Genomic DNA, 17,865 nt, shown 5'->3' on the forward strand with positions numbered 1-17,865 from the left:
GGGCCACACGGGGGCGATTCGTTCGCCACGATCTTGTTATTGTATCGCCCGATCGCGATTCGGCGGTGAAGAACGACGGAATCGTGCGATTCACCCCCCATTCGGCGAGACGTCCGACGCGGCCGGGTAAAGTTTGTGGGCCGCGATGTACGCCTGGACCGGTTTGGGGATCATGTAACGCACGCTGTGGCCCTCAACCATCCGCCGGCGGAGATCCGAGGAGGAGATCCCAATGGGGGGGATCGTCACGTGCTGGAAGGGGCGAGAATCTGGGCCGAAGACGGAGGATGGAGGAGTTTCGGGCGTCGATCCAGGGCGATTGGCGACCACGATCGTCGCCATCTGGGCGATCCGATCGGGCTCGCGCCAGGTGGGAAGGTCGACGAGGCTGTCGCCGCCGATGAGGAAAAACAACTCGTCGTCGGGACGCTCAGCCTGGATCTGGGAGAGAGTGTCGACGCTGTATGACGGCCCCGAGCGCTGGGCCTCGATCTCCGAGACCTCGAACGACGAGTCGCCGGCGACGGCCAGGCGGGCCATTTCCAGCCGGTGATGCACGGCCGTCCGCTGGATCCCCCGCTTGTGCGGCGGCTCCTTGGCCACGACGATCCAGACCTTGTCCAGCCGACAAGCCTCGCGACACTGCTCCGCCAGGATGAGGTGCCCGATGTGGATCGGGTCGAACGTCCCCCCGAACAACCCAAGTCGCATCGGCCCGCAAACCCCCTTCGATCCGCAATCTGATCGCCTGGACAAAGGTATAGAATCGTCGGGCGTCGGCGTATAATACACCGAGGCAGCCGACGGCCCGAAACCCGACGATAGGTCCGCCCGATGAGCGTTGTCAATGAGGATCAGGACGGCGAGGACTCCCGACCCCGGAGGAGGCACGTTCGTCCTCCGTCGTGGTTCGGAGGCGAGGACGAGACCCCGGCGGTTCGAGGCGGGATCTTCGTGGAGGTCGTCGTCAACCGGGCCTTCGACCAGGCGTTGACGTACCACGTTCCCCGCAAGTTCGTGGCTGGGGTCCAGCCGGGTGTGCGCGTCCGCGTCCCGCTGGGCAAGCGCGGGGGGCTGGTGACGGGCTACTGCGTGTCGATCAGCCTGATCCCGCCCGAGGGCCTGGAGCCAGGCCGGATCAAGGACGTGGCCGAGGTTCTGGATCCCGTCCCCCTGATCGACTCCAAAATGCTGGAGCTGACCCGGTGGATGGCCGGTTACTACCTCTGCTCGTGGGGCCAGGCGCTCGACGCGGTTGTGCCGGCGGGGGTTCGGAAGCACGCGGGGACGCGGATCGGCACGTTCCTGGTCGTCCCCGACGAGACGCTCAAGACCTGGCGCGACGGAACCCTGGAGAAGAAGCTCACCGCCAAGCAGACCGCGGCGCTCGACGCCCTTGTCCGCGCCGAGGGGGCTCCGCTGACCGTCGCCGACGTCTGCCGCCGAGCGAAATGCGGGCCGGGCGTCGTCGACGGCCTCCGCAAGGACGGCGTGATCCACACGGTCAAGCGTCGCCTGTCGCTCGACGAGTCGCGAAAGTCCCCAGACGACGAGGCCGCCGCACCCGCTCCGATCGAGCCGAAGGCCAAACCGTCCCTGACGCCCGAGCAGCAGCAGGCTCTCGACGCCATGACGCCGGCGCTTCAGGGAGACGCCTTCGCGCCGTTCCTGGTCTTCGGCGTCACGGGGAGCGGCAAGACGGAGGTCTACCTGTCGGCCATCGAACAGGTGGTGGCGAGGGGCCGCGAGGCGATCGTGCTGGTGCCGGAGATCAGCCTGACGCCCCAGACGATCCGGCGGTTCAAGCGGAGGTTTTCGCGCGTGGCCGTGCTCCACAGCCACCTCAGCGACGTGGAGCGGCACCGGCACTGGCGGAGCATCGCCTCGGGGGAGGTCGACGTGGTCGTCGGCGCGCGCTCGGCCATCTTCGCGCCGACGCGGCGGCTGGGGCTGATCGTCGTCGACGAGGAGCACGAGAGCACGTTCAAGCAGGAGACGGTCCCCCGCTACCACGCCCGCGACGTGGCCGTGAAGCGCGCCCAGCTTGAAGGCGTGCCGGCGCTTCTGGGCTCGGCGACGCCCTCGCTGGAGTCGTGGTCGAACGCCGAGCGGGGTCGTTACACGCGGATCGCCATGCCCAGCCGGGTCGAGGGTCGGCCGATGCCGGCCGTCGAGCTGATCGACCTGCGCCGCGAGAAGAACATGACCGGCGGCCTCAGCGATCCACTCCGCGACGCCATCCACCGGGCGCTCGACGACGACGGGCAGGTGATCCTGCTGCTGAATCGCCGGGGGTACAACACGTTCGTCATCTGCCCCAAGTGCGGCGAGGTGGTGAAGTGCAAACACTGCGACGTCGCGGCGACGTTCCATAAAAGTCGTCGTATGTTGATCTGCCATATGTGCGACGCCGAGCGCGCGTGCCCGCCGGCCTGCCCTTCGTGCGGGGCGGGCGTGCTGCATTACGGCGGGATCGGGACCGAGCGGCTGGAGCGCGAGGTCCGCATGGAGTTCCCCTTTCATGAGGCCCGGCGGATGGACTCCGACACCATGCGCCGGCACGGCAGCCATGAGGAGGCGCTGGCGGCGTTCAAGAGCGGCGACGTGCGGATTCTGCTGGGGACGCAGATGATCGCCAAGGGGCTGGATTTCCCCAACGTGACGCTCGTGGGCGTGGTCGACGCCGACGTGGCCCTGCATCTCCCCGACTTTCGCGCCGCCGAACGGACGTTCCAGCTTGTCGCGCAGGTCGCCGGCCGGACGGGACGTGGCCAGAGGCCGGGCCGGGTGCTCGTCCAGACGTATTCGCCGGAGAGCCCCGCGATCCTCCACGCCGCCCGACACGACTACGAGAGCTTCGTGGCGCAGGAACTCCCCCAGCGCGCGGCGGGGCTCGCCTCACCCTACGGCCGGATCGTCCGGTTGCTGGCCAGGGGTCGCGAGGAGGCCCGCGTGAAGGGGTATCTCGACGACCTGACCGCCGCGCTGCGGTCGAAGGCGGACGCCTCGGTCCGGTTTTGGGGGCCTTGCCCGGCGCCGGTGTTGAAGATCAAGGAGGAGTTCCGCTTCCACCTCCAGTTGCGCTGCGCGACCGCCGCGCCGTTGCGGGCGCTCCTGCGCGACCTCTCGCATCCGCCCCTCCCTCCACGAGTTGAACTTGCGGTGGACGTCGACCCTGTTGTGATGCTCTGAACCTCCCCGGCTTTCGGCCGGAAGAAGTTCAGTGAAAATCCGACAAACCGGCCGAACTCGCGTTTACACGATTGGCGACCCGGAGTATTCTCCCCGCCGTTGGCTCACATCGGACGACGAGGCGACGAGACTCATGGTGGAGTCTTCTGCGGAGGCGGGCATGGATGCGATCGTTTTCCGCTCTCATCCCTTCCCCTCATCCTGCATTAGGCTCAGCCGGCGTCTCACAGACTCCCATGCCAGGGAGGTCCGCCTGGAGATCGTCTGAGTTGTGGCCTCTGAATCTCGCGAAGTCTGCGTCGCTCCGCATCACCTGGACGGGGCGAGGCCGTCACGACGCGAGTCGCATCGTTCGACCGAGGAACTGGGATTGCGTCGTGACAATCCTAATCTTGTTCAGGAGGAAGAGATGAGCATGACGACCGGGTTGACGAGGCTGCGTTCCGCGGTCATCGCCCTGGGGCTGGTCGCCTGCGCCGGAAACAGCGCTCAGGCCACCGCGATCCTCACTTACCAGACGGCCACCGCGATCGACCTGAGCACCGGGATCACCGGGCCGAACCTTGTCAGCTTCACCCCGGCCTCCGCGGCGGGCGTGGATCTGGCGTCCGGTTCGGTCAACGCCGGGCTGGGGACGTTCGTCGTCGCCCCGCCGGCCGCGGGCTCGTCGACGACCTACGACAACGTGAAGTTCGCTATCACGTTCCTGCCCCAGACCCTCAACGGCGACCCGATCAGCGGGCAGTCGACGGTCATCACGGGCGTGCTGAACGGCGTGGTGGACAGCGCCTACCACTCGACCCTGACGGCCTCGTTCGACACCCCGTCGACCAGCCTGGACCTGGGTTCGCAGACGATCTCCTTCAGCTTCCCGAAGGGCGACAAGCTGCTGGTTCCCTCGCAGTCCAACGGCGGCCTGACGACGGCCGAGACCCTGATCACCTCCTCCGGCGGCGAGTCGCCGGTTCCTGAGCCCAGCACCATCGCCCTGGTCCTCACCACCATCGGTGGTCTGGCCCTGCGGCAGCGGGTCTCCGGCCGGCGTAACGCCGCCGCCTGACCCGGAACGAGCGACGCGACCTACTATTCCGAACCCCCGGCCGATCCTCTGATCGGCCGGGGGTTTTCATGCGCGCGCCAGGCCGTGACTTGTCGAGGGGCCTGGTCGACCCCATGATTAAATATGGTGGTCCCCAATCCGCCGGAGTGGAGCGGAGCAGGGGAGGTTTTCGGGACGACCTCGGTCCGACAGGGGCCAAGGCGTCGCCTAGGTAGATTAGGTGGACGTGAGGCGAGGCGACCTCTCATGGCCGACGGCCCGATCGAGTTGCTTTCCAGGGCCCGCGCCGGGGAGACCGAGGCGCTCGGGGAACTCTGCGCACTGTACCGGAACTACCTGCGAATGGTCGTTCGGACCGGCCTGGGGCCCCGGCTGCGCGAGCGGTTGGAACTGTCGGACGTGGTCCAGGAGGCTTTGGTCGAGGTCGTTCGCCAGTTTCCCCAGTTCACCGGCCAGAATGAGGCCGCGCTGGTGGGTTGGCTGCGGCGGCTGGTCGGGCAGAAGCTCGCCGATCTGGGACGGTATCACAGCCGGACCAAGCGGGCCGGCGGAGTTGCCGCCGTCCCGCTCGACGCCCCCTGGGAAGGGGCCGGCGGCGACGACGGGATCCGTCCCGGCGCGGGGAGGCTGCTCGACGTTCTGGCCCTGAGCCAGACCAGCCCCAGCGAGGTCGTCAGCCGTCGCGAGTTGATCGTCCTGCTGGCCGACGCCCTGGCCGCCCTGCCGACCGAGGAGGCTGACGTTCTCTGGCTCTACCACGCCGAGGGCCTCTCGTTCGAGGCGATCGGCGATCGAATGGGCCTGACTCGCAAGTCGGTCCGCGGCGTCTGGGCCCGCGGCCTCAAACGACTGAAACGCTCGCTCGAAGGCCCTCCCGGCGGCTCCCTGAGGTACGACGATGGCTCCACAGGCTGACGACCAGAGCTTTGACGTCGCCCCTGTCGACGAAGACGAACGCCTGGGCGAGGCCGTCGAGGTCTACCTCGAACTGGTCGAACGCGGCGAGGCCCCGTCCGCCGACGAGTTCGCCTCGCGCTACGGCGATCTCGCCGACGACGTGCGGTCGGCGCTCGAGGGCCTGGAGCTGGTCCACGGTCTGGTCGGCGGCTCTTCCAGCGGCGGCGGCGGTCCTGGTCGGAACCTGGAGTCGGGCCGGCGGATCGCCGGTTACCGGATCGTCCGCGAGCTTGGCCGCGGCGGCATGGGAACCGTCTACGAGGCCGTCCACGTCGGCCTCGACCGCCCGGTCGCGTTGAAGGTGCTGGGGACGATGGCCGCCCCCGACTCCTCCGCCCGCCGTCGCTTTCTCAATGAGGCACGCACGGCCGCGGGGTTGCACCATACGCACATTGTCCCGGTGTTCGACGTCGGTCAGGTGGGCGGGCTCTGCTATTACGCCATGCAGCGGATCGAGGGGAGCGGGCTCGACCGCGTCGTCCGCTGGCTGAGGCGCGAACGGGGGAACGCCTCCGGGAGGTCGTCCGAAGCGGTCGGCCGTCGCGGCGGCTCCTCGTCGTCCAAGATCGGCCGGGCCTGGTCGCGGGCTTCCTCGCATCTCCCCTGGCCTCTACACGCCCCGGCACCGCCACGAAGGGCGCTGCCGGCGCCGAGTCTGGAGGACCCCACGCCCGCCTGGTCGGGGGATCGCAGCCTCCTGAGCCTCTCGCGGAATACCGGAGGGCTCGACCCGGGGCTGGGCCGGGTCGACGAGGACGCCCTTCCGCCGTTCGAGCCCCCTCGCGGCCAGGCTTACTTTCGCTGGGCGGCGAGGGTCGGCATGCAGGCGGCGGACGCTCTGGCGCACGCCCATCAGCACGGCGTCATTCACCGCGACGTGAAACCGTCCAACCTTCTGATCGACGCCGACGGCTCCATCTGGGTCGCCGATTTCGGCCTTGCCCGCCGACTGGCCGACCCGGGTTTGACGCAGCACGACGGGATGATCGGCACGCCCCGATACATGAGCCCCGAGCAGGGCCGCACCGGCGTCATCGACGGCCGGACCGACGTCTACAGCCTGGGCGCGACCCTCTACGAACTCATCACGCTCCGCCCGCCGTTCGACGGCGCCACGGCTGCGGAGCTGCTCGACCAGATCGCCGGTCGCGAGCCGGTCGCTCCCCGTTCGATCGACCCCAGGCTCCCCCGCGACCTGGAGACGATCGTCCTCAAGTCGCTCTCGAAGCGGCCGGCCGAGCGCTACGCCTCGGCCGCCGAGCAGGCCGCCGACCTGGGCCGGTTCCTGAACCGCGAGCCCGTCAAGGCGCGCCGGATCAGCCTGGCGGGACGAGCCTGGCGGGTCATGCGACGGCATCCGGGGATCAGCTCGGTCTCGGCCGCCGCCGCCCTGATCATCATGGCCGTGGCCGGCTACGCGTATCATCGCGTCGATCGAGCCCGTCAGGTGGCCATTCACGAGCGCGACCTGAAGGATGCGGCGCTGGATCAGGTCGCCGCCGCCCTTCAGCGGACCGAGGAGGCCGTCCGCGAGTCCGAGGCGGCTTACCGCACCGAGCTTTGGCGTCGCGCCGAGCTGGTGCGCCGCACGGAAACCCCCGACCGTCGCACGGTCGGGCTCGATCTGCTGAAGGCGTCGGCCTCGAAGGGGCCGGACCCGGAGATGAAGGCTCGGCTGCGGGACGAGGCGGTCGAGTTCCTGCTGCTTCGCGACATCGAACCCCGAATCGAACTGGCGACGGGTGCGACGCGGGACGTGCTTCTGGGCACGACCGGCGCCCGGCTGACGACGTTGGGGGTGGCGGACGGTGAGGAAGTGGCGTTCTGGGACGTCGCCTGCCGTCGCCGGACCGACGGCGTCACGCTGGGTCGGAGCCTCTTCCGCGAGGAGGGCCCGATGGGTCGGGGCGGTGGGCCGGGAGGCTCTGGAGGCCGGGGGGGAGGCCGCGGCTGGATCTTCGGCGAGCGGTTGGTCGCCTGCGGTCCGAATCTGGCCGTCGCCCCGTTGAACTCCGGGACGATCCAGATCCTCGACGCCTCGACGGGCGCGCTCATTCGTGAATTGCCGCGCGAGATCGGCCGTAGCATCACGCTCGTCGGCGAGCCCACGGGCAAACGCCTGGCGGCCGTCGAGGTCGGTTTCGAGCCGATGCCGCTCGCAGGCGACCGGCCCTCGCCGGGCGAGTTCGCCTGGCGGACTGTCGGCCGAGTCGTGCTCTGGGATCTTGAACACCCGGACGCTCCGCCCAAGGTCCTCGCACCGCAGGTCGAGCTGAAGTGGCTGGAACGCCCGCTGGCGGCCCTCTCGGCCGACGGCAAGATCGCGGCGACGACGATCACGGGGTCGACGGCCATCCACCTGTTCTCCGCCGAGGACGGACGGGCGACGCGCACCATCGATTCCCCGTCCGAAGTGAAGGCCCTGGCTCTCGGCGACGACATGTTGGCGGCGGCCTCTGAGGGAACGATCCAGCTCTGGAACCTCTCGGGAGTAGGGAAAGACGCCGGGGGCTACGTCGCCGGGCTGTCTTCTTCGCTGAGTCCGGTCGGCCGCCTTCAGTTCAATCCGCAGGGGAATCTATTGGCGGTCGTTTCCGCCAGCGACATCTATCGTAACGAGGTCGCGATCGCTTCTCGCGTGGAGGTCTGGGACACGGTGACGCATCGACGCGTCGCGATTCTCCCCGCCGCCGAGGCTGTGTCGGACGTCGCCTTCTCCGGGGACGGTCGGACGCTGGCCGCCAGCGGTCAGCGGGTGTCGACGTCGATTTGGCGGTTCCGCGACTCCAGCGTTCGAACCCAGGTCGCCGGACTCACGAGTCGCCCTCTCTCGATCGCCGTTCGGGAGGACGGTCTGCTGGCGTTCACCGACATCGGCGGGGACGTCTGGACCTGGCGCGAAGGGAGCGGGGCTGAGCCCCCCGAACGGGTCGCCACGCCCGAGACCGGCCCTCCCAGGGATCTTGCCGCTCGCAAGGACGATCCTCGCCCCCCGATGCTCGACGCCGGTCCGGGGGGGCGCAATCGGTTCGGAGGCCGACCCTCGCCTCCGGGCGCGGCGTTCACCGCAGCCGGCGACCTGATGATTCACGATGCGCGGGGGTTGGAGCTTCAACCCGCTTTGGTCGCCGCCGACCACAAATCGACTCGCGTTGAGATCCCCTCCCCGCAACCGATGGGTCGCGGGGGTATGGGGCCGATGATCGTCGGCGGGCCTTTGGCCCGTAGTGAAGACGGCCGCATCCTGGCCTTCAGCCGTGGCCGCAACGTGTACCTCTGGGACGCCGACCATCCAGACAAGGCCATCCCCGTGATCGTCGACGAGCCTCATCGCCGAGGCGGCGACCGCGGCTTCTTTTTCGGGGTGCGCCCTCGTACTCTGCTGGTCTCCCCGAACGGCGACCGCCTCTACATCTTGAATGAGGAGCCCCAGTCCGTTCAGGTTTGGAGCCTGCATCGGGGGGAAGGTCGAGTTGCCGCGACGATCGAGCACTGGGTCGACGGCCCGCCGGAGCGTCCCCTGATGTCCTCCTCGGCGATCGCGCTGAGTCCCGACGGCAGCCTGTTGGCGATCGTAGAGAACGGGGGCGCGGTCATCCTGTACGACGCCCTGCAGTTGGCCGCGCTAGGCCGGATCGAGCCCAGGGCCGACGAACCGGAGACGCTCGCGACGACGTTGGCGTTCTCGCCCGATGGCTTTCGACTGGCCGTCGGATCGCAGCAGGGGGCCGTCCGGCTCTGGGACCTCTCCAACCCGGAGTCGCCTGAGCTTGCCCTGCGACTCCCCGGCGAAGGCGGGAAGACCGTGGCGCTGGCGTTCCGGCCCGACGGCCGCCGGCTGGCCGCCGCCTGTCAGGACTCGTTGATCGAGGTCTGGGATCTCGCCGCGCTGGACGACGAGCTGCGGCGGCTCGGTCTCGGCGAATGACCCCGCCCCGGGTTTTCCGGGGCGGGGCGCTTTGGTTCAGACGACGATCTCGTACCCCGCGCGCTGGGGACGCGAGAGGAACGAGTTGGCCTGGTCGTCGCCGACGATCTGCTCCTTCACGGGGTCCCAGGTCAGCTTGCGGCCGCCCAGGCGGATGGCGATGTTCGCCAGGTGGCAGGTCGTCATGGCGCGGTGGTGGCTCCAGACGTCGGAGGCCGGCTTGCCGCGGTCGTTGCAGCAGGCGAAGAAGTTCTGGAAGTGATCGTCCAGCCCCTTGCCGTGCCGCAGATCCTCAAGCAGGGCCTCGGGGAGCGGGTTCTTGTATATGGAGGCGACTGCGCCGCCTTCCAGGTCGATCCGGTCTCGGGTGACGAAGATCTTGCCGCGCTCGCCCTCGAACGTCACGCCGTTGGGGGTGTCGTCGCGGATCTCCAGCGGAGTGCCGTCGGCGAAAGTCGCCTTCACCAGGAAGGTCGTCGCCGTGTTGTACTGGTCGTCGACGGTCGGCCAGCCGTCCTTGTATGAGACCGGCAGATCGGCGCGGACGACCTCGATGGTCGTCGGCCCGGTCTGGTCCTTGCCAAGGCCCCAGTGCGAGACGTCGACGTGGTGCGCGCCCCAGTCGGTGAGCTTGCCGCCGGAGTATTCGTACCACCAGCGGAAGTTGGCGTGGCAACGCTCACGGATGTAGCCGACCTTGGGCGCCTGGCCGAGCCAGAGGTCCCAGTTCAACTCCGAAGGGGCGGTCTCCTTGGCGAACGGCCCGCCGCTGGGGGCGCCGCCGATGGCCGCGGTAACCTTCTTGATCTTGCCGATCCTTCCGTCGCGAACCAGGGCGACGGCCATCAGGAAGACCTTGTTGTGGTCGCTGCGCTGCTGGGTGCCGACCTGGAGAATCCGCTTGGTATTCTCGACCGTCTCGATGATCTGCTTCCCCTCGTTGATGGTGAGCGTGAGGGGCTTTTCGCAGTAGGCGTCCTTGCCGGCCTTCATGGCCTCGATGACGATCTTGGTGTGCCAGTGGTCGGGCGTGCCGATGACGACGGCGTCGACGTCGTTGCGGTCGAGGACCTTGCGGTAGTCCTCGTAAACCTCGGCCTTCTTTTTGCCGATGCGGTCGCTGTCGCGCGCCTTCTCCGCGTGAAGCCGGTCGACGTCGCACACGGCCACGAAATCGCCGAATCGGGAGGCGCTTCGGGCGTCGCCCGACCCCTGCCCGCCGGCGCCGATCAGGGCGAGCCGCGGCCGGTCGTTCTTGGCCTGGAACGCCGCCCCCCGGGCCGTTTTCGGCGCCTCGCCCAGCGCGGCGGCCGCCGCGCCCGCCGCCCCGATCCGCAAGAACTCCCGTCGATTGCCGCCGGTCCGCACGATCATCGCCGCGCCTCGCTTTCGCACAGGGTGGACAAGTCTCCAACACCTGGCGAACATACTCCGCGCGAGGGCGCGGCTCAAGGAGGAGCCGGCTCCAGACGTTACTCGACCTCGTGGACGAGCAGGGCGTTGTGGCTGGGGTTGTCGGGGATGACGCCGCGGACGACGACCAGGCGGTCGCCGGTGTTGATCAGGTCGCTGCGGCGGCACCATTCGTCGGCGAAGGCCAGCACCTGGCCGGTGTCGAACAGTTCGGGGATGTGCAGCGGGGTGACGCCCCAGTACAGGGCCATCGCCTGGGCGACCTCGGCGTCGTCGGTCAGAGCCAGGGTCGGCGTGGCGTTGCGCTGCTTGGAGAGCGCCAGGGCCGTCCTTCCCGAGTGCGTGGCCACGACCATCAGCGCCGCACGGAGCCTGGAGGCCACATGGCTGGCCGATTCAACGACGGCCTCAGTGATCGGCAGCACCTGGCCGGCGCGAGAGACCGGCCGGCTCGGGCCGCCGGGAGCGTCCTTGCGGACCGCCAGCCAGTCGCCGAAGCCCTCCTCATAGCGGGCGAAAATCAGGTTTTCGGCCTCGTGAGCGATCTGGCTCATCATCGAAACGGCGTCGACGGGGTACTGACCGATCGCCGTCTCTCCGGAGAGCATCACGGCGTCGGTGCCGTCGAGCACGGCGTTGAAGACGTCGGACGCCTCCGCGCGGGTGGGGCGGCTGGACGACTCCATGCTGTTGAGCATCTGGGTGGCCGTGATCACGGGCACTCGCGCCTTGTGGCAGATCTCGATGATCCGCTTCTGGACGGCCGGAACCTTGGCGACGTCGATCTCCACCCCCAGATCGCCGCGGGCCACCATGATGCCGTCGGATTCGGCGACGATCGATTCCAGGTTGGCGACCGCCTGGGGCTTCTCGATCTTGGAGATGATCCGGGCCCGGCTGCCGCGCGCTTCCAACTCGGACCGTAGCCGCGTCACGTCGGCCGCGTGGCGCACGAACGAGAGGCCGACGTACGAGACGTCGTGCTTGGCCGTCCACTCCAGGTCGGCCAGGTCCTTGTCCGTCAGGGCCGAGACGCTCAGGGCCGCCCCGGGGACGTTGATCCCCTGGTTGGACCGGATCCGCCCGGGGAGCGTCACCTTCATCCGGACCCAGGCCGGCCTCTTCTCAAGCACCGTCATGCCGACCGTGCCGTCGGCGAAGAGCACCACCTGGCCCACGTCCAGGTCGTCGGGCAATTCCTTGTAGGTGCAGGTCAGCTCGTGAGGGTTCTCGGGCTCGGTCGGCTTCGACGTCAGGACGAACTCAGCATCCAGGTCGCACGCCACCACGTCGCCGGCGATCGTCCCCAGCCGGATTTTGGGTCCGCAGAGATCCTGAAGAACGGCGATTTGACGGCCCAGGTCGCGTGCGACCTCCTGGATCGCCTCGAACGTCGCCGAGTGCTCGGCGTGCGAGCCGTGCGAGAAATTAAGCCGGAAGACGTCCACTCCCGCCTCGGCCAGACGCCGCAGCATCGCCGGATCGCGCGACGCCGGGCCCAGCGTGGCCACGATCTTGGTTCTGACTTTGCCGACCGGCTCGACCTGGGCGTTCGACATGTGACATCCTGTATCGTGTTTGTCGCCGTGTGTGGGTGTGCGCCCCGTCGCCGCACATTCAGGAGCCGGAGAGGTTGGTCGATTTTAGGGAATCGTTCAAGCCGTGCCCAGAGTCTCGGCGATGAGACTCCCCGGCTCGACCCGCTCAATCGGTTAGGTCCATCAACGAGGACGTGGTCAAGGTCCGGGCGGAATTGACGAATCCCCGATCGTCGCGGACAATTGCATGGACCGTCGGGGAAGGGGGGCCGACCGGCCCGGGAACCTCGGCAACGGGCCGCAACGTCCCCCCCCACAGCGAGGCCGGCGTCAACTATGAAGCGTACGTTCGCGGTCGTCGTCTTATTGGCTGCGCTCGGGGTGATGGTCAAGCTGGCCGTCAAGCCCGCCGCCCTTCCTCCGCCGCGCGCCGATGAGCCGGCCGCGACGGTCGCGCCGACCGTCTCCGAGGAAGACGCCCTCCTCGCCCGCTACGCCGGCTCCTCGCCCGAGGATCGGGCATTGGTCGCCCGGGTCGTCGAGCGGTATCGCCTCAACGCCGTGGCGGTTGAACGCTCGGACGGAATCCGCGGGCTGAAGTTGCTGGACCGTCTGGACCTGGAAGCGATCTTCCTCCACGAGAAGCATCCCACAGAGTTCCGTCGGCTTCGCGACCTCCTGGACGACGCCGCTGCGGCCGACCTTTTGCTGCACTGGCGTGAGTATTTCGGGATGAAGCGGGCCGACGACACCGACCGCACGATCCTGATCGACGAGCTGGAGAAGCTCACGCCCACCCAGCGTCGGCTTGCCTCGAAGCATCCCTCCGCGCTCCCCTTGATGCTGGCCGATCCCGAGGGCGTGGCCGAGATGATGGCCTCCGCCGAGGACGACGCGACGCTCATCGATCGCCTGGTCGTCCTCAACATGGTGACTCTGGAGCACGGCGCGGCCGACCTCCGCGCGGCGATTCGGACCCTCGACGCCCACCCGACGCTGGCGCTCGACGCCTTCCGGCTCGACGGTATGGAAGGCTTCGCGCTGGTGAGTCTTTACGGTCCGGTGCTCGAGAACATCGGCCCGGCCGTTCCGCTCGACGAGAGCCTGATCCTGCTGCGGGTGAACACCGATTTCGTCGACGAGCAGTTGCAGACCCACCGTCCTGAGACCGTCGCCCGGCGACTCGCCCACGTCAAGGCGGCCGGTCTGGTGAAGGAGGTGGGGGGGAGTCCGAACGGGCTCCGGCTGTCGGTGGAGTTCGGCGAGCTGGGCGATAAGGCGCTCGCGAAGGCCGGGGCCGACGCCGCCGACGTGGTCTTCGACTCCTTCGCCGACCCGGTTCTGCGTCGTCAGGCGGCCTCGGCGCTGGCCGACCACGGGACGATGGCTCTGGCGATGCTCGCCAAGTATTCGACCGATCCCGACTTCCGCGACATCCTCCGCTCCTATGGCGGGGCGGTGATCCCGGCGATCGCCCGGGCCGACGCCGGGCCGGAGACGTTGACCTACCTTCAGGCCAAGGATCAGCGGTCGTTCAAGGAGAACCTCGCCCGGACGGCGCTTTACCTGGCCGGCGACGATGGCCAGTCGGTGATCCGGACGATCCGCAAGGACGGCCTGGAGCGGGTCGCGAGCCTGTCCGACTCCGACCTGCGGTTCCAGCAGTTCCTTCCTCTCTACGACGTGATCCACCTGAGCGACGTCCTCCGCCGCGGCTACACGCCGACGACCGGCGAGGCGGCCTGGGCCTTGCTGGACGCCTGCTTCATCGTCACCGACGTCCTCAGCCTGGCGGCCGCCCAGCCTGAAGGCGTGGTCGCCATGGAGGCCGCCCGATCCGAGGTGAAGGCGGCCGTCCGCGAAGGCTCAAAGTCAGCCGCTCGCGAGGCCGTCGAGACGAGCGTCGAATCGGCCGCGAAGGCCGCCGCCCGCGAGACCGGCGACGAGGCGGCCCAACGCGTGGCCCGCTGGTGGGCCGTCCGCTCGGCCGGCGGCGTTTTCCAGGTCCTCCGCCGCACCCCGGAAGCCCTCGCCCGCATGACCCTCGGCCAGCTCGCCGACGTTGCCCGCCCCCTCTGCACCAAGGCCGGCCTCCGCCTGGCCTCGTGGACTCCCGTCCGCCTCGTGAAAGACGGTGCCGAGGTCGTCCTCAAGATCCCCCCCGAACGCGGCCTCAAATACGTCGGCGCTCAACTCGCCCAGGCGACCGTCGGCGTCGTCGGCTTCCGCAAGATGGAAGAACACCTCAGCTCGCGAAGGCCGCAAGGCCAGCAGCAATAACGGCTTGCGGATCTCCATGAAACCCATGAATCCCGCGATTCTGCTGCATTTCCCGGGGATTTGCTGCAGGAATGCTGCATCCAGGGATTCGCGATTTTTGATTTAACGTCGGGGCGGAGGGGCCGTCGTCGCGGTTCTAGGCCGTCGACCTCGCCGGACGTCGACGCCGGCTCCTTCGGTCGGTCGTCCGTGTGGCTTACTCCCTCCGGGAGGGTTCCATATGAACACTGACGAAGCGACCAAGGCCCTGGCCGAAATCTACCTGACCGGCGAGTCGGACACGCGGGCGGAGCGTGAGGCAGAGTGCCACCTCTGGCAAGCCCGCGAGCGGGCCGAGGCCGAGGACTGGGACACGGCGGATTACTCGCTCGACGCCGCGTACCACGCCCTGGGGGCCGAGTCGCATCCGGAGGCCACCGCCGACGACCTGAGCCGGAGGAAGCATTCGATCCGCGTCGAAGCGGAGCGGTTGTCGCGGGACGCGTTTGGGGAGGAGTGAGGGTTGGCTTCCTCCGATCTCCCAGCACGCGCTTGACCGCCACTTAAACTCATGGTTTAATTCCGGAAGTCGATCGAAGCTTCCAAGCCCGCTGCAGAGCGGAGCCCTTCGGGGCCTGAAACGGTGCGTTCGTTCGGAGTGGCCCGCCTAACACACGGGGCGGTCCGGGCAAGGGGCGCATCGCCGGTTGGAGAGAGCAGAGGCCGATCCGCGAGCCACCCCGTGTGGTTGGGCGGGACCAAGGCGAAGCGCCGTGCAGCACTCAGCTGGCGGCATGATGGAGGGACCGAAGGTCGGTTCCTAGTCGCGTCCTTGGGAGTTGATTCCATGAGTGAATTTAATCGATCGACCGCCAGTAGTTCCGACCTTCGGTACGACGCTGAGATTGGGCTTCTCGCCGAATTTTGGAGTCGTCTCCGGATCGAGGACGAGCTGGGTGCGACCACATGGGGTGTCTTAGAACCCCTGGAGCGGGAAGTGACCGAGGCATTGCGAAGTGATCCGCCGGACATCCGACGGGCCGACGACGCAACCGCCAAAGCCATGTTCCTCATCTCCGGAATCGAGTTCTAAGACACCCCCTCCACTTACGGAGGAGGACATGGGCATACCACTAGGAAAGACGTCGCTCTATCTCCGTAACTGCCTCGAACTGAAGCAGAAGGAAATGGCCGAAGCGTTGGGCATCTCGGTCGTCCACTACTGCAACATCGAGAACGGGAAATCCGTCCCTTCCGCCGAACTCGTCGACCGATATCGCGATTTGTGGGACGTGGACCTGCACGTCCTGGGTTGGAGTATGTTCGGGGACGTGAGCAAGCTGCCCCGCCCGCTCCAGGAATCCGCGGCTAAGCTGGCCGAGCAATGGAAGCGAGAGTTGGCCAAGAAGACCGTCCTACAGCGGAGCGGCAACGACTGAGATGCTCAACGTCCGGTCGGAGAGATGTCTGGCCGACATATTGGGCGTCACCGTTCACGCGCTGAAGGTCGACCTCGGGCGCTTGAACCGGGATGTCCGCGAGTTCCAACTGATCGACCCCGCCAGACCGGACAAGGTGCGGGAGGTAATCCAGATCGTCGGGGCCTGGCGCAGACATCTCGACAGGTTGATGGAGCGGTTGCTCCTGCCCAGGATCACGCCCTCCATCCATAATCACGGAGGGGTGAAGGGTCGGTCGATTTTCACGAACGCATCGGCCCACGCCGAAAACGTTTACGTCTACACAGCAGACGTTAGAGACTTCTTCCCTTCGATCCATCACCGGCGCGTTTACAGGCTCTTCTTCGGTCGCTTCGGCTGTTCGCCGGACGTCGCGAGCATCTGCACCCGGCTTTGCACGCACAACTATCACTTGGCGGTCGGACTCCCCTCGAGCCCGCTGCTCGCGGACCAAGCGATGCGAGAGGTCGACGAGCGAATCCACGGTGCTTGCCAGTCTGCGGGGCTGACCTACACGCGATTCGTCGACGACCTGACGATCTCGGGAGGATTCGACTTTGCGGGCAGCGGGTTCCTGAAACTCCTTCCGCGTATCCTCGAGAAGCATGGCTTTCGCTTGAATCCCAGAAAGATCGAGATCGGCCGTCTCGACGACGGGCCTCAGGTGACGAAGCTGTGGGTCAATAGGGGGCGGCCTGACGTCGCGCGAGAGTTCATTCAAAGGCTTATGGAGCAGATGGAGGACGCCGAACGATTGGCCAACGGCGGTGATTTCGTGGGCCCATACTTCACGCCGGACCAAATCTACGGTCGCGTTTGCTTCGTACGCTCTATTCGATGGGGCCGAGGCAGAGACTTGATGCGACGCTATCGATCGGTGCAGTGGTCGAAGGTCGAAGCGGAAGCCGGGCGTCTCGGGCTCGTGGCAGAGCGGAAGCGCCTCATCCCGAAGCCAAAAGAAGAAGCCGGTTGAATCGCTCGAACCTAGCCTCAAAGGGCTTCGACCTCAGCCCAGTCGGGTCCACTGGGCGGACCTTGTTAGGTCTCATCAGGGTGAAAAAGTAAGTTCCACCCGGCAAGTACGCCCGACGGAAGTCGGGCATCGCGAGACCTGATCTTTCGACTGGTCCGCGGTGCAGACCCTATTCCTACTTGCAATCGGGGCGGGTTGGTTCTGTCTGTCTCTCAGTCGGTGCGGACGCAGGTGTAGCAGTCCTGGTGGCGGTCCCATCCTTCCTCAACGGCATGGACAAGCTGGAGGCCCTGGGAGTCTTCGATTCGGCGGCTCACCCAATTCAGGGATGAGAGGCTCGTGCCGTAGTTCCAGTCCAGGCCGGTGTAGCGGCCGTAGGCGAAGCCGTTTTGGTCGTAACCTGTCGTCAGCGCGTCGAGTTCGGCGTCGCTGTGGCCGTAGGTCGCTCCGCGACGCTTCATGTTCTTGCAGGCCTTGTTGCCGTGCGTTGTGAAGACGAGCACGCCCCTCGGGCGGAGCGCGCGGCGGAACGACTCCAGGAAGAGGTCCCACTTCGGCGCGTCGACGTGCGTGAAGAGCGAACCGACCCAGATCAGGTCGAAGTGGTCGACGGGCAGGGGGAGTTTCGAAGGGTCGTCGTTGGAGTGGAGCGGGATCGCGTCGAACGTGGCGGCGCAGAATTCAACGCCTTCGCGCTCGAGGTCGGACGCCGTGATCCGGGCCTGGGGGAATCCCCGGCGCAGGTGGCGCAGGACTCGTCCCTGGCCGCAGGGCAGGTCGAGGATCGTCCAGACGCCGTAAGGGGCTCCGTCGAAGCCGACTTCGGGTCGGCCCGCGGCGCGAAGGCCGTCCTCAATGCACGCCAGCGCCGACTGGCCCGCTTTCCAGTAATGCTCCATGCCGCAGAAGCTCATCTGCTCGCGGGGGGACAGCGTGCAATTCAGCGTTCCCTGGACTCCCAGGCTCATCGACCGCGCCCTCCTTCGTCCGACTTCAGCCCCGGAAGGTTACTTCCCTCCCCGGAAATCGCACGAAAGGTAGCGAATCAACCAATGCGAGCAAGGCCGAAAATCACTCGTTCCTCC

12 protein-coding genes are annotated in these 17,865 nt (G+C 67.4%); 8 read left to right on the forward strand and 4 right to left on the reverse strand.

Translation table 11 applies throughout. The features are described from left to right. Window positions 1-90 precede the first annotated feature (90 nt). On the reverse strand, window positions 91-711 hold the full coding sequence (nadD, locus tag G5C50_RS15195) for a nicotinate-nucleotide adenylyltransferase (RefSeq protein WP_165070761.1): 621 nt from the start codon (window positions 709-711) through the stop codon (window positions 91-93). 123 nt (window positions 712-834) lie between these two features. Here nadD and priA point away from each other — a divergent pair, with 123 nt between their 5' ends. From priA to G5C50_RS15215, 4 genes are all read left to right on the forward strand, one after another. Continuing rightward, entirely contained in the window at window positions 835-3,192 is a 2,358-nt protein-coding gene (gene priA / locus G5C50_RS15200) for a replication restart helicase PriA (protein WP_165070762.1), read from the forward strand. Window positions 3,193-3,601: 409 nt separating this feature from the next. Further along, entirely contained in the window at window positions 3,602-4,252 is a 651-nt protein-coding gene (locus G5C50_RS15205) for a PEP-CTERM sorting domain-containing protein (protein ID WP_165070763.1), read from the forward strand. Window positions 4,253-4,498: 246 nt separating this feature from the next. After that, complete coding sequence (locus G5C50_RS15210; protein ID WP_165070764.1) at window positions 4,499-5,167, forward strand: sigma-70 family RNA polymerase sigma factor; 669 nt, start codon at window positions 4,499-4,501, stop codon at window positions 5,165-5,167. Further along, a complete protein-coding gene (locus tag G5C50_RS15215) occupies window positions 5,151-9,137 on the forward strand; it encodes a WD40 repeat domain-containing serine/threonine protein kinase (RefSeq protein ID WP_165070765.1) in 3,987 nt (1,328 codons plus the stop codon). Before G5C50_RS15210 ends, G5C50_RS15215 begins: the two co-directional genes overlap by 17 nt. A 36-nt stretch (window positions 9,138-9,173) precedes the next feature. On the opposite strand, the gene G5C50_RS15220 is transcribed toward G5C50_RS15215, so the two are convergent. Together G5C50_RS15220 and pyk are read right to left on the reverse strand one after the other, a co-directional pair. Continuing rightward, the gene (locus G5C50_RS15220) at window positions 9,174-10,511 is read right to left on the reverse strand and encodes a Gfo/Idh/MocA family protein (protein WP_165070766.1); all 1,338 of its coding nucleotides are present in this window, start codon (window positions 10,509-10,511) and stop codon (window positions 9,174-9,176) included. 98 nt (window positions 10,512-10,609) lie between these two features. After that, the gene (gene pyk / locus G5C50_RS15225) at window positions 10,610-12,109 is read right to left on the reverse strand and encodes a pyruvate kinase (protein WP_165070767.1); all 1,500 of its coding nucleotides are present in this window, start codon (window positions 12,107-12,109) and stop codon (window positions 10,610-10,612) included. A gap of 315 nt (window positions 12,110-12,424) precedes the next feature. Between pyk and G5C50_RS15230 the strand changes: the two genes are divergently transcribed. The 4 genes from G5C50_RS15230 to G5C50_RS15245 all read left to right on the forward strand — a co-directional run bounded on the left by G5C50_RS15230 (window position 12,425) and on the right by G5C50_RS15245 (window position 16,780). Further along, the gene (locus G5C50_RS15230; protein WP_165070768.1) at window positions 12,425-14,368 is read left to right on the forward strand and encodes a hypothetical protein; all 1,944 of its coding nucleotides are present in this window, start codon (window positions 12,425-12,427) and stop codon (window positions 14,366-14,368) included. A 220-nt stretch (window positions 14,369-14,588) separates the two neighbouring features. Further along, a complete protein-coding gene (locus G5C50_RS15235; RefSeq protein WP_165070769.1) occupies window positions 14,589-14,867 on the forward strand; it encodes a hypothetical protein in 279 nt (92 codons plus the stop codon). Window positions 14,868-15,468: 601 nt separating this feature from the next. Further along, window positions 15,469-15,786: a helix-turn-helix transcriptional regulator gene (locus tag G5C50_RS15240; RefSeq protein ID WP_165070770.1), complete on the forward strand. Its 318-nt coding sequence runs from the start codon at window positions 15,469-15,471 to the stop codon at window positions 15,784-15,786. A 1-nt stretch (window position 15,787) separates the two neighbouring features. Next, window positions 15,788-16,780: a reverse transcriptase family protein gene (locus tag G5C50_RS15245; RefSeq protein WP_165070772.1), complete on the forward strand. Its 993-nt coding sequence runs from the start codon at window positions 15,788-15,790 to the stop codon at window positions 16,778-16,780. Between the two features lie 212 nt (window positions 16,781-16,992). Here the strand turns inward: G5C50_RS15245 and G5C50_RS15250 are convergent, their stop codons facing one another. Then, window positions 16,993-17,748 carry a class I SAM-dependent methyltransferase gene (locus G5C50_RS15250; protein ID WP_165070773.1) on the reverse strand — a complete coding sequence of 252 codons (756 nt, stop codon included), beginning with the start codon at window positions 17,746-17,748 and terminating at the stop codon, window positions 16,993-16,995. Window positions 17,749-17,865 lie beyond the last annotated feature (117 nt).

The organism is Paludisphaera rhizosphaerae, assembly GCF_011065895.1.
Lineage (GTDB): Bacteria > Planctomycetota > Planctomycetia > Isosphaerales > Isosphaeraceae > Paludisphaera > Paludisphaera rhizosphaerae.

What these genes read in the sequence shown, in the direction of transcription:
- nadD (WP_165070761.1), bottom strand. Translation starts at nt 711, where the DNA reads ATGCGACTTGGGTTGTTCGGGGGGACGTTCGACCCGATCCACATCGGG.
- priA (WP_165070762.1), top strand. Translation starts at nt 835, where the DNA reads ATGAGCGTTGTCAATGAGGATCAGGACGGCGAGGACTCCCGACCCCGG.
- G5C50_RS15205 (WP_165070763.1), top strand. Translation starts at nt 3,602, where the DNA reads ATGAGCATGACGACCGGGTTGACGAGGCTGCGTTCCGCGGTCATCGCC.
- G5C50_RS15210 (WP_165070764.1), top strand. Translation starts at nt 4,499, where the DNA reads ATGGCCGACGGCCCGATCGAGTTGCTTTCCAGGGCCCGCGCCGGGGAG.
- G5C50_RS15215 (WP_165070765.1), top strand. Translation starts at nt 5,151, where the DNA reads ATGGCTCCACAGGCTGACGACCAGAGCTTTGACGTCGCCCCTGTCGAC.
- G5C50_RS15220 (WP_165070766.1), bottom strand. Translation starts at nt 10,511, where the DNA reads ATGATCGTGCGGACCGGCGGCAATCGACGGGAGTTCTTGCGGATCGGG.
- pyk (WP_165070767.1), bottom strand. Translation starts at nt 12,109, where the DNA reads ATGTCGAACGCCCAGGTCGAGCCGGTCGGCAAAGTCAGAACCAAGATC.
- G5C50_RS15230 (WP_165070768.1), top strand. Translation starts at nt 12,425, where the DNA reads ATGAAGCGTACGTTCGCGGTCGTCGTCTTATTGGCTGCGCTCGGGGTG.
- G5C50_RS15235 (WP_165070769.1), top strand. Translation starts at nt 14,589, where the DNA reads ATGAACACTGACGAAGCGACCAAGGCCCTGGCCGAAATCTACCTGACC.
- G5C50_RS15240 (WP_165070770.1), top strand. Translation starts at nt 15,469, where the DNA reads ATGGGCATACCACTAGGAAAGACGTCGCTCTATCTCCGTAACTGCCTC.
- G5C50_RS15245 (WP_165070772.1), top strand. Translation starts at nt 15,788, where the DNA reads ATGCTCAACGTCCGGTCGGAGAGATGTCTGGCCGACATATTGGGCGTC.
- G5C50_RS15250 (WP_165070773.1), bottom strand. Translation starts at nt 17,748, where the DNA reads ATGAGCCTGGGAGTCCAGGGAACGCTGAATTGCACGCTGTCCCCCCGC.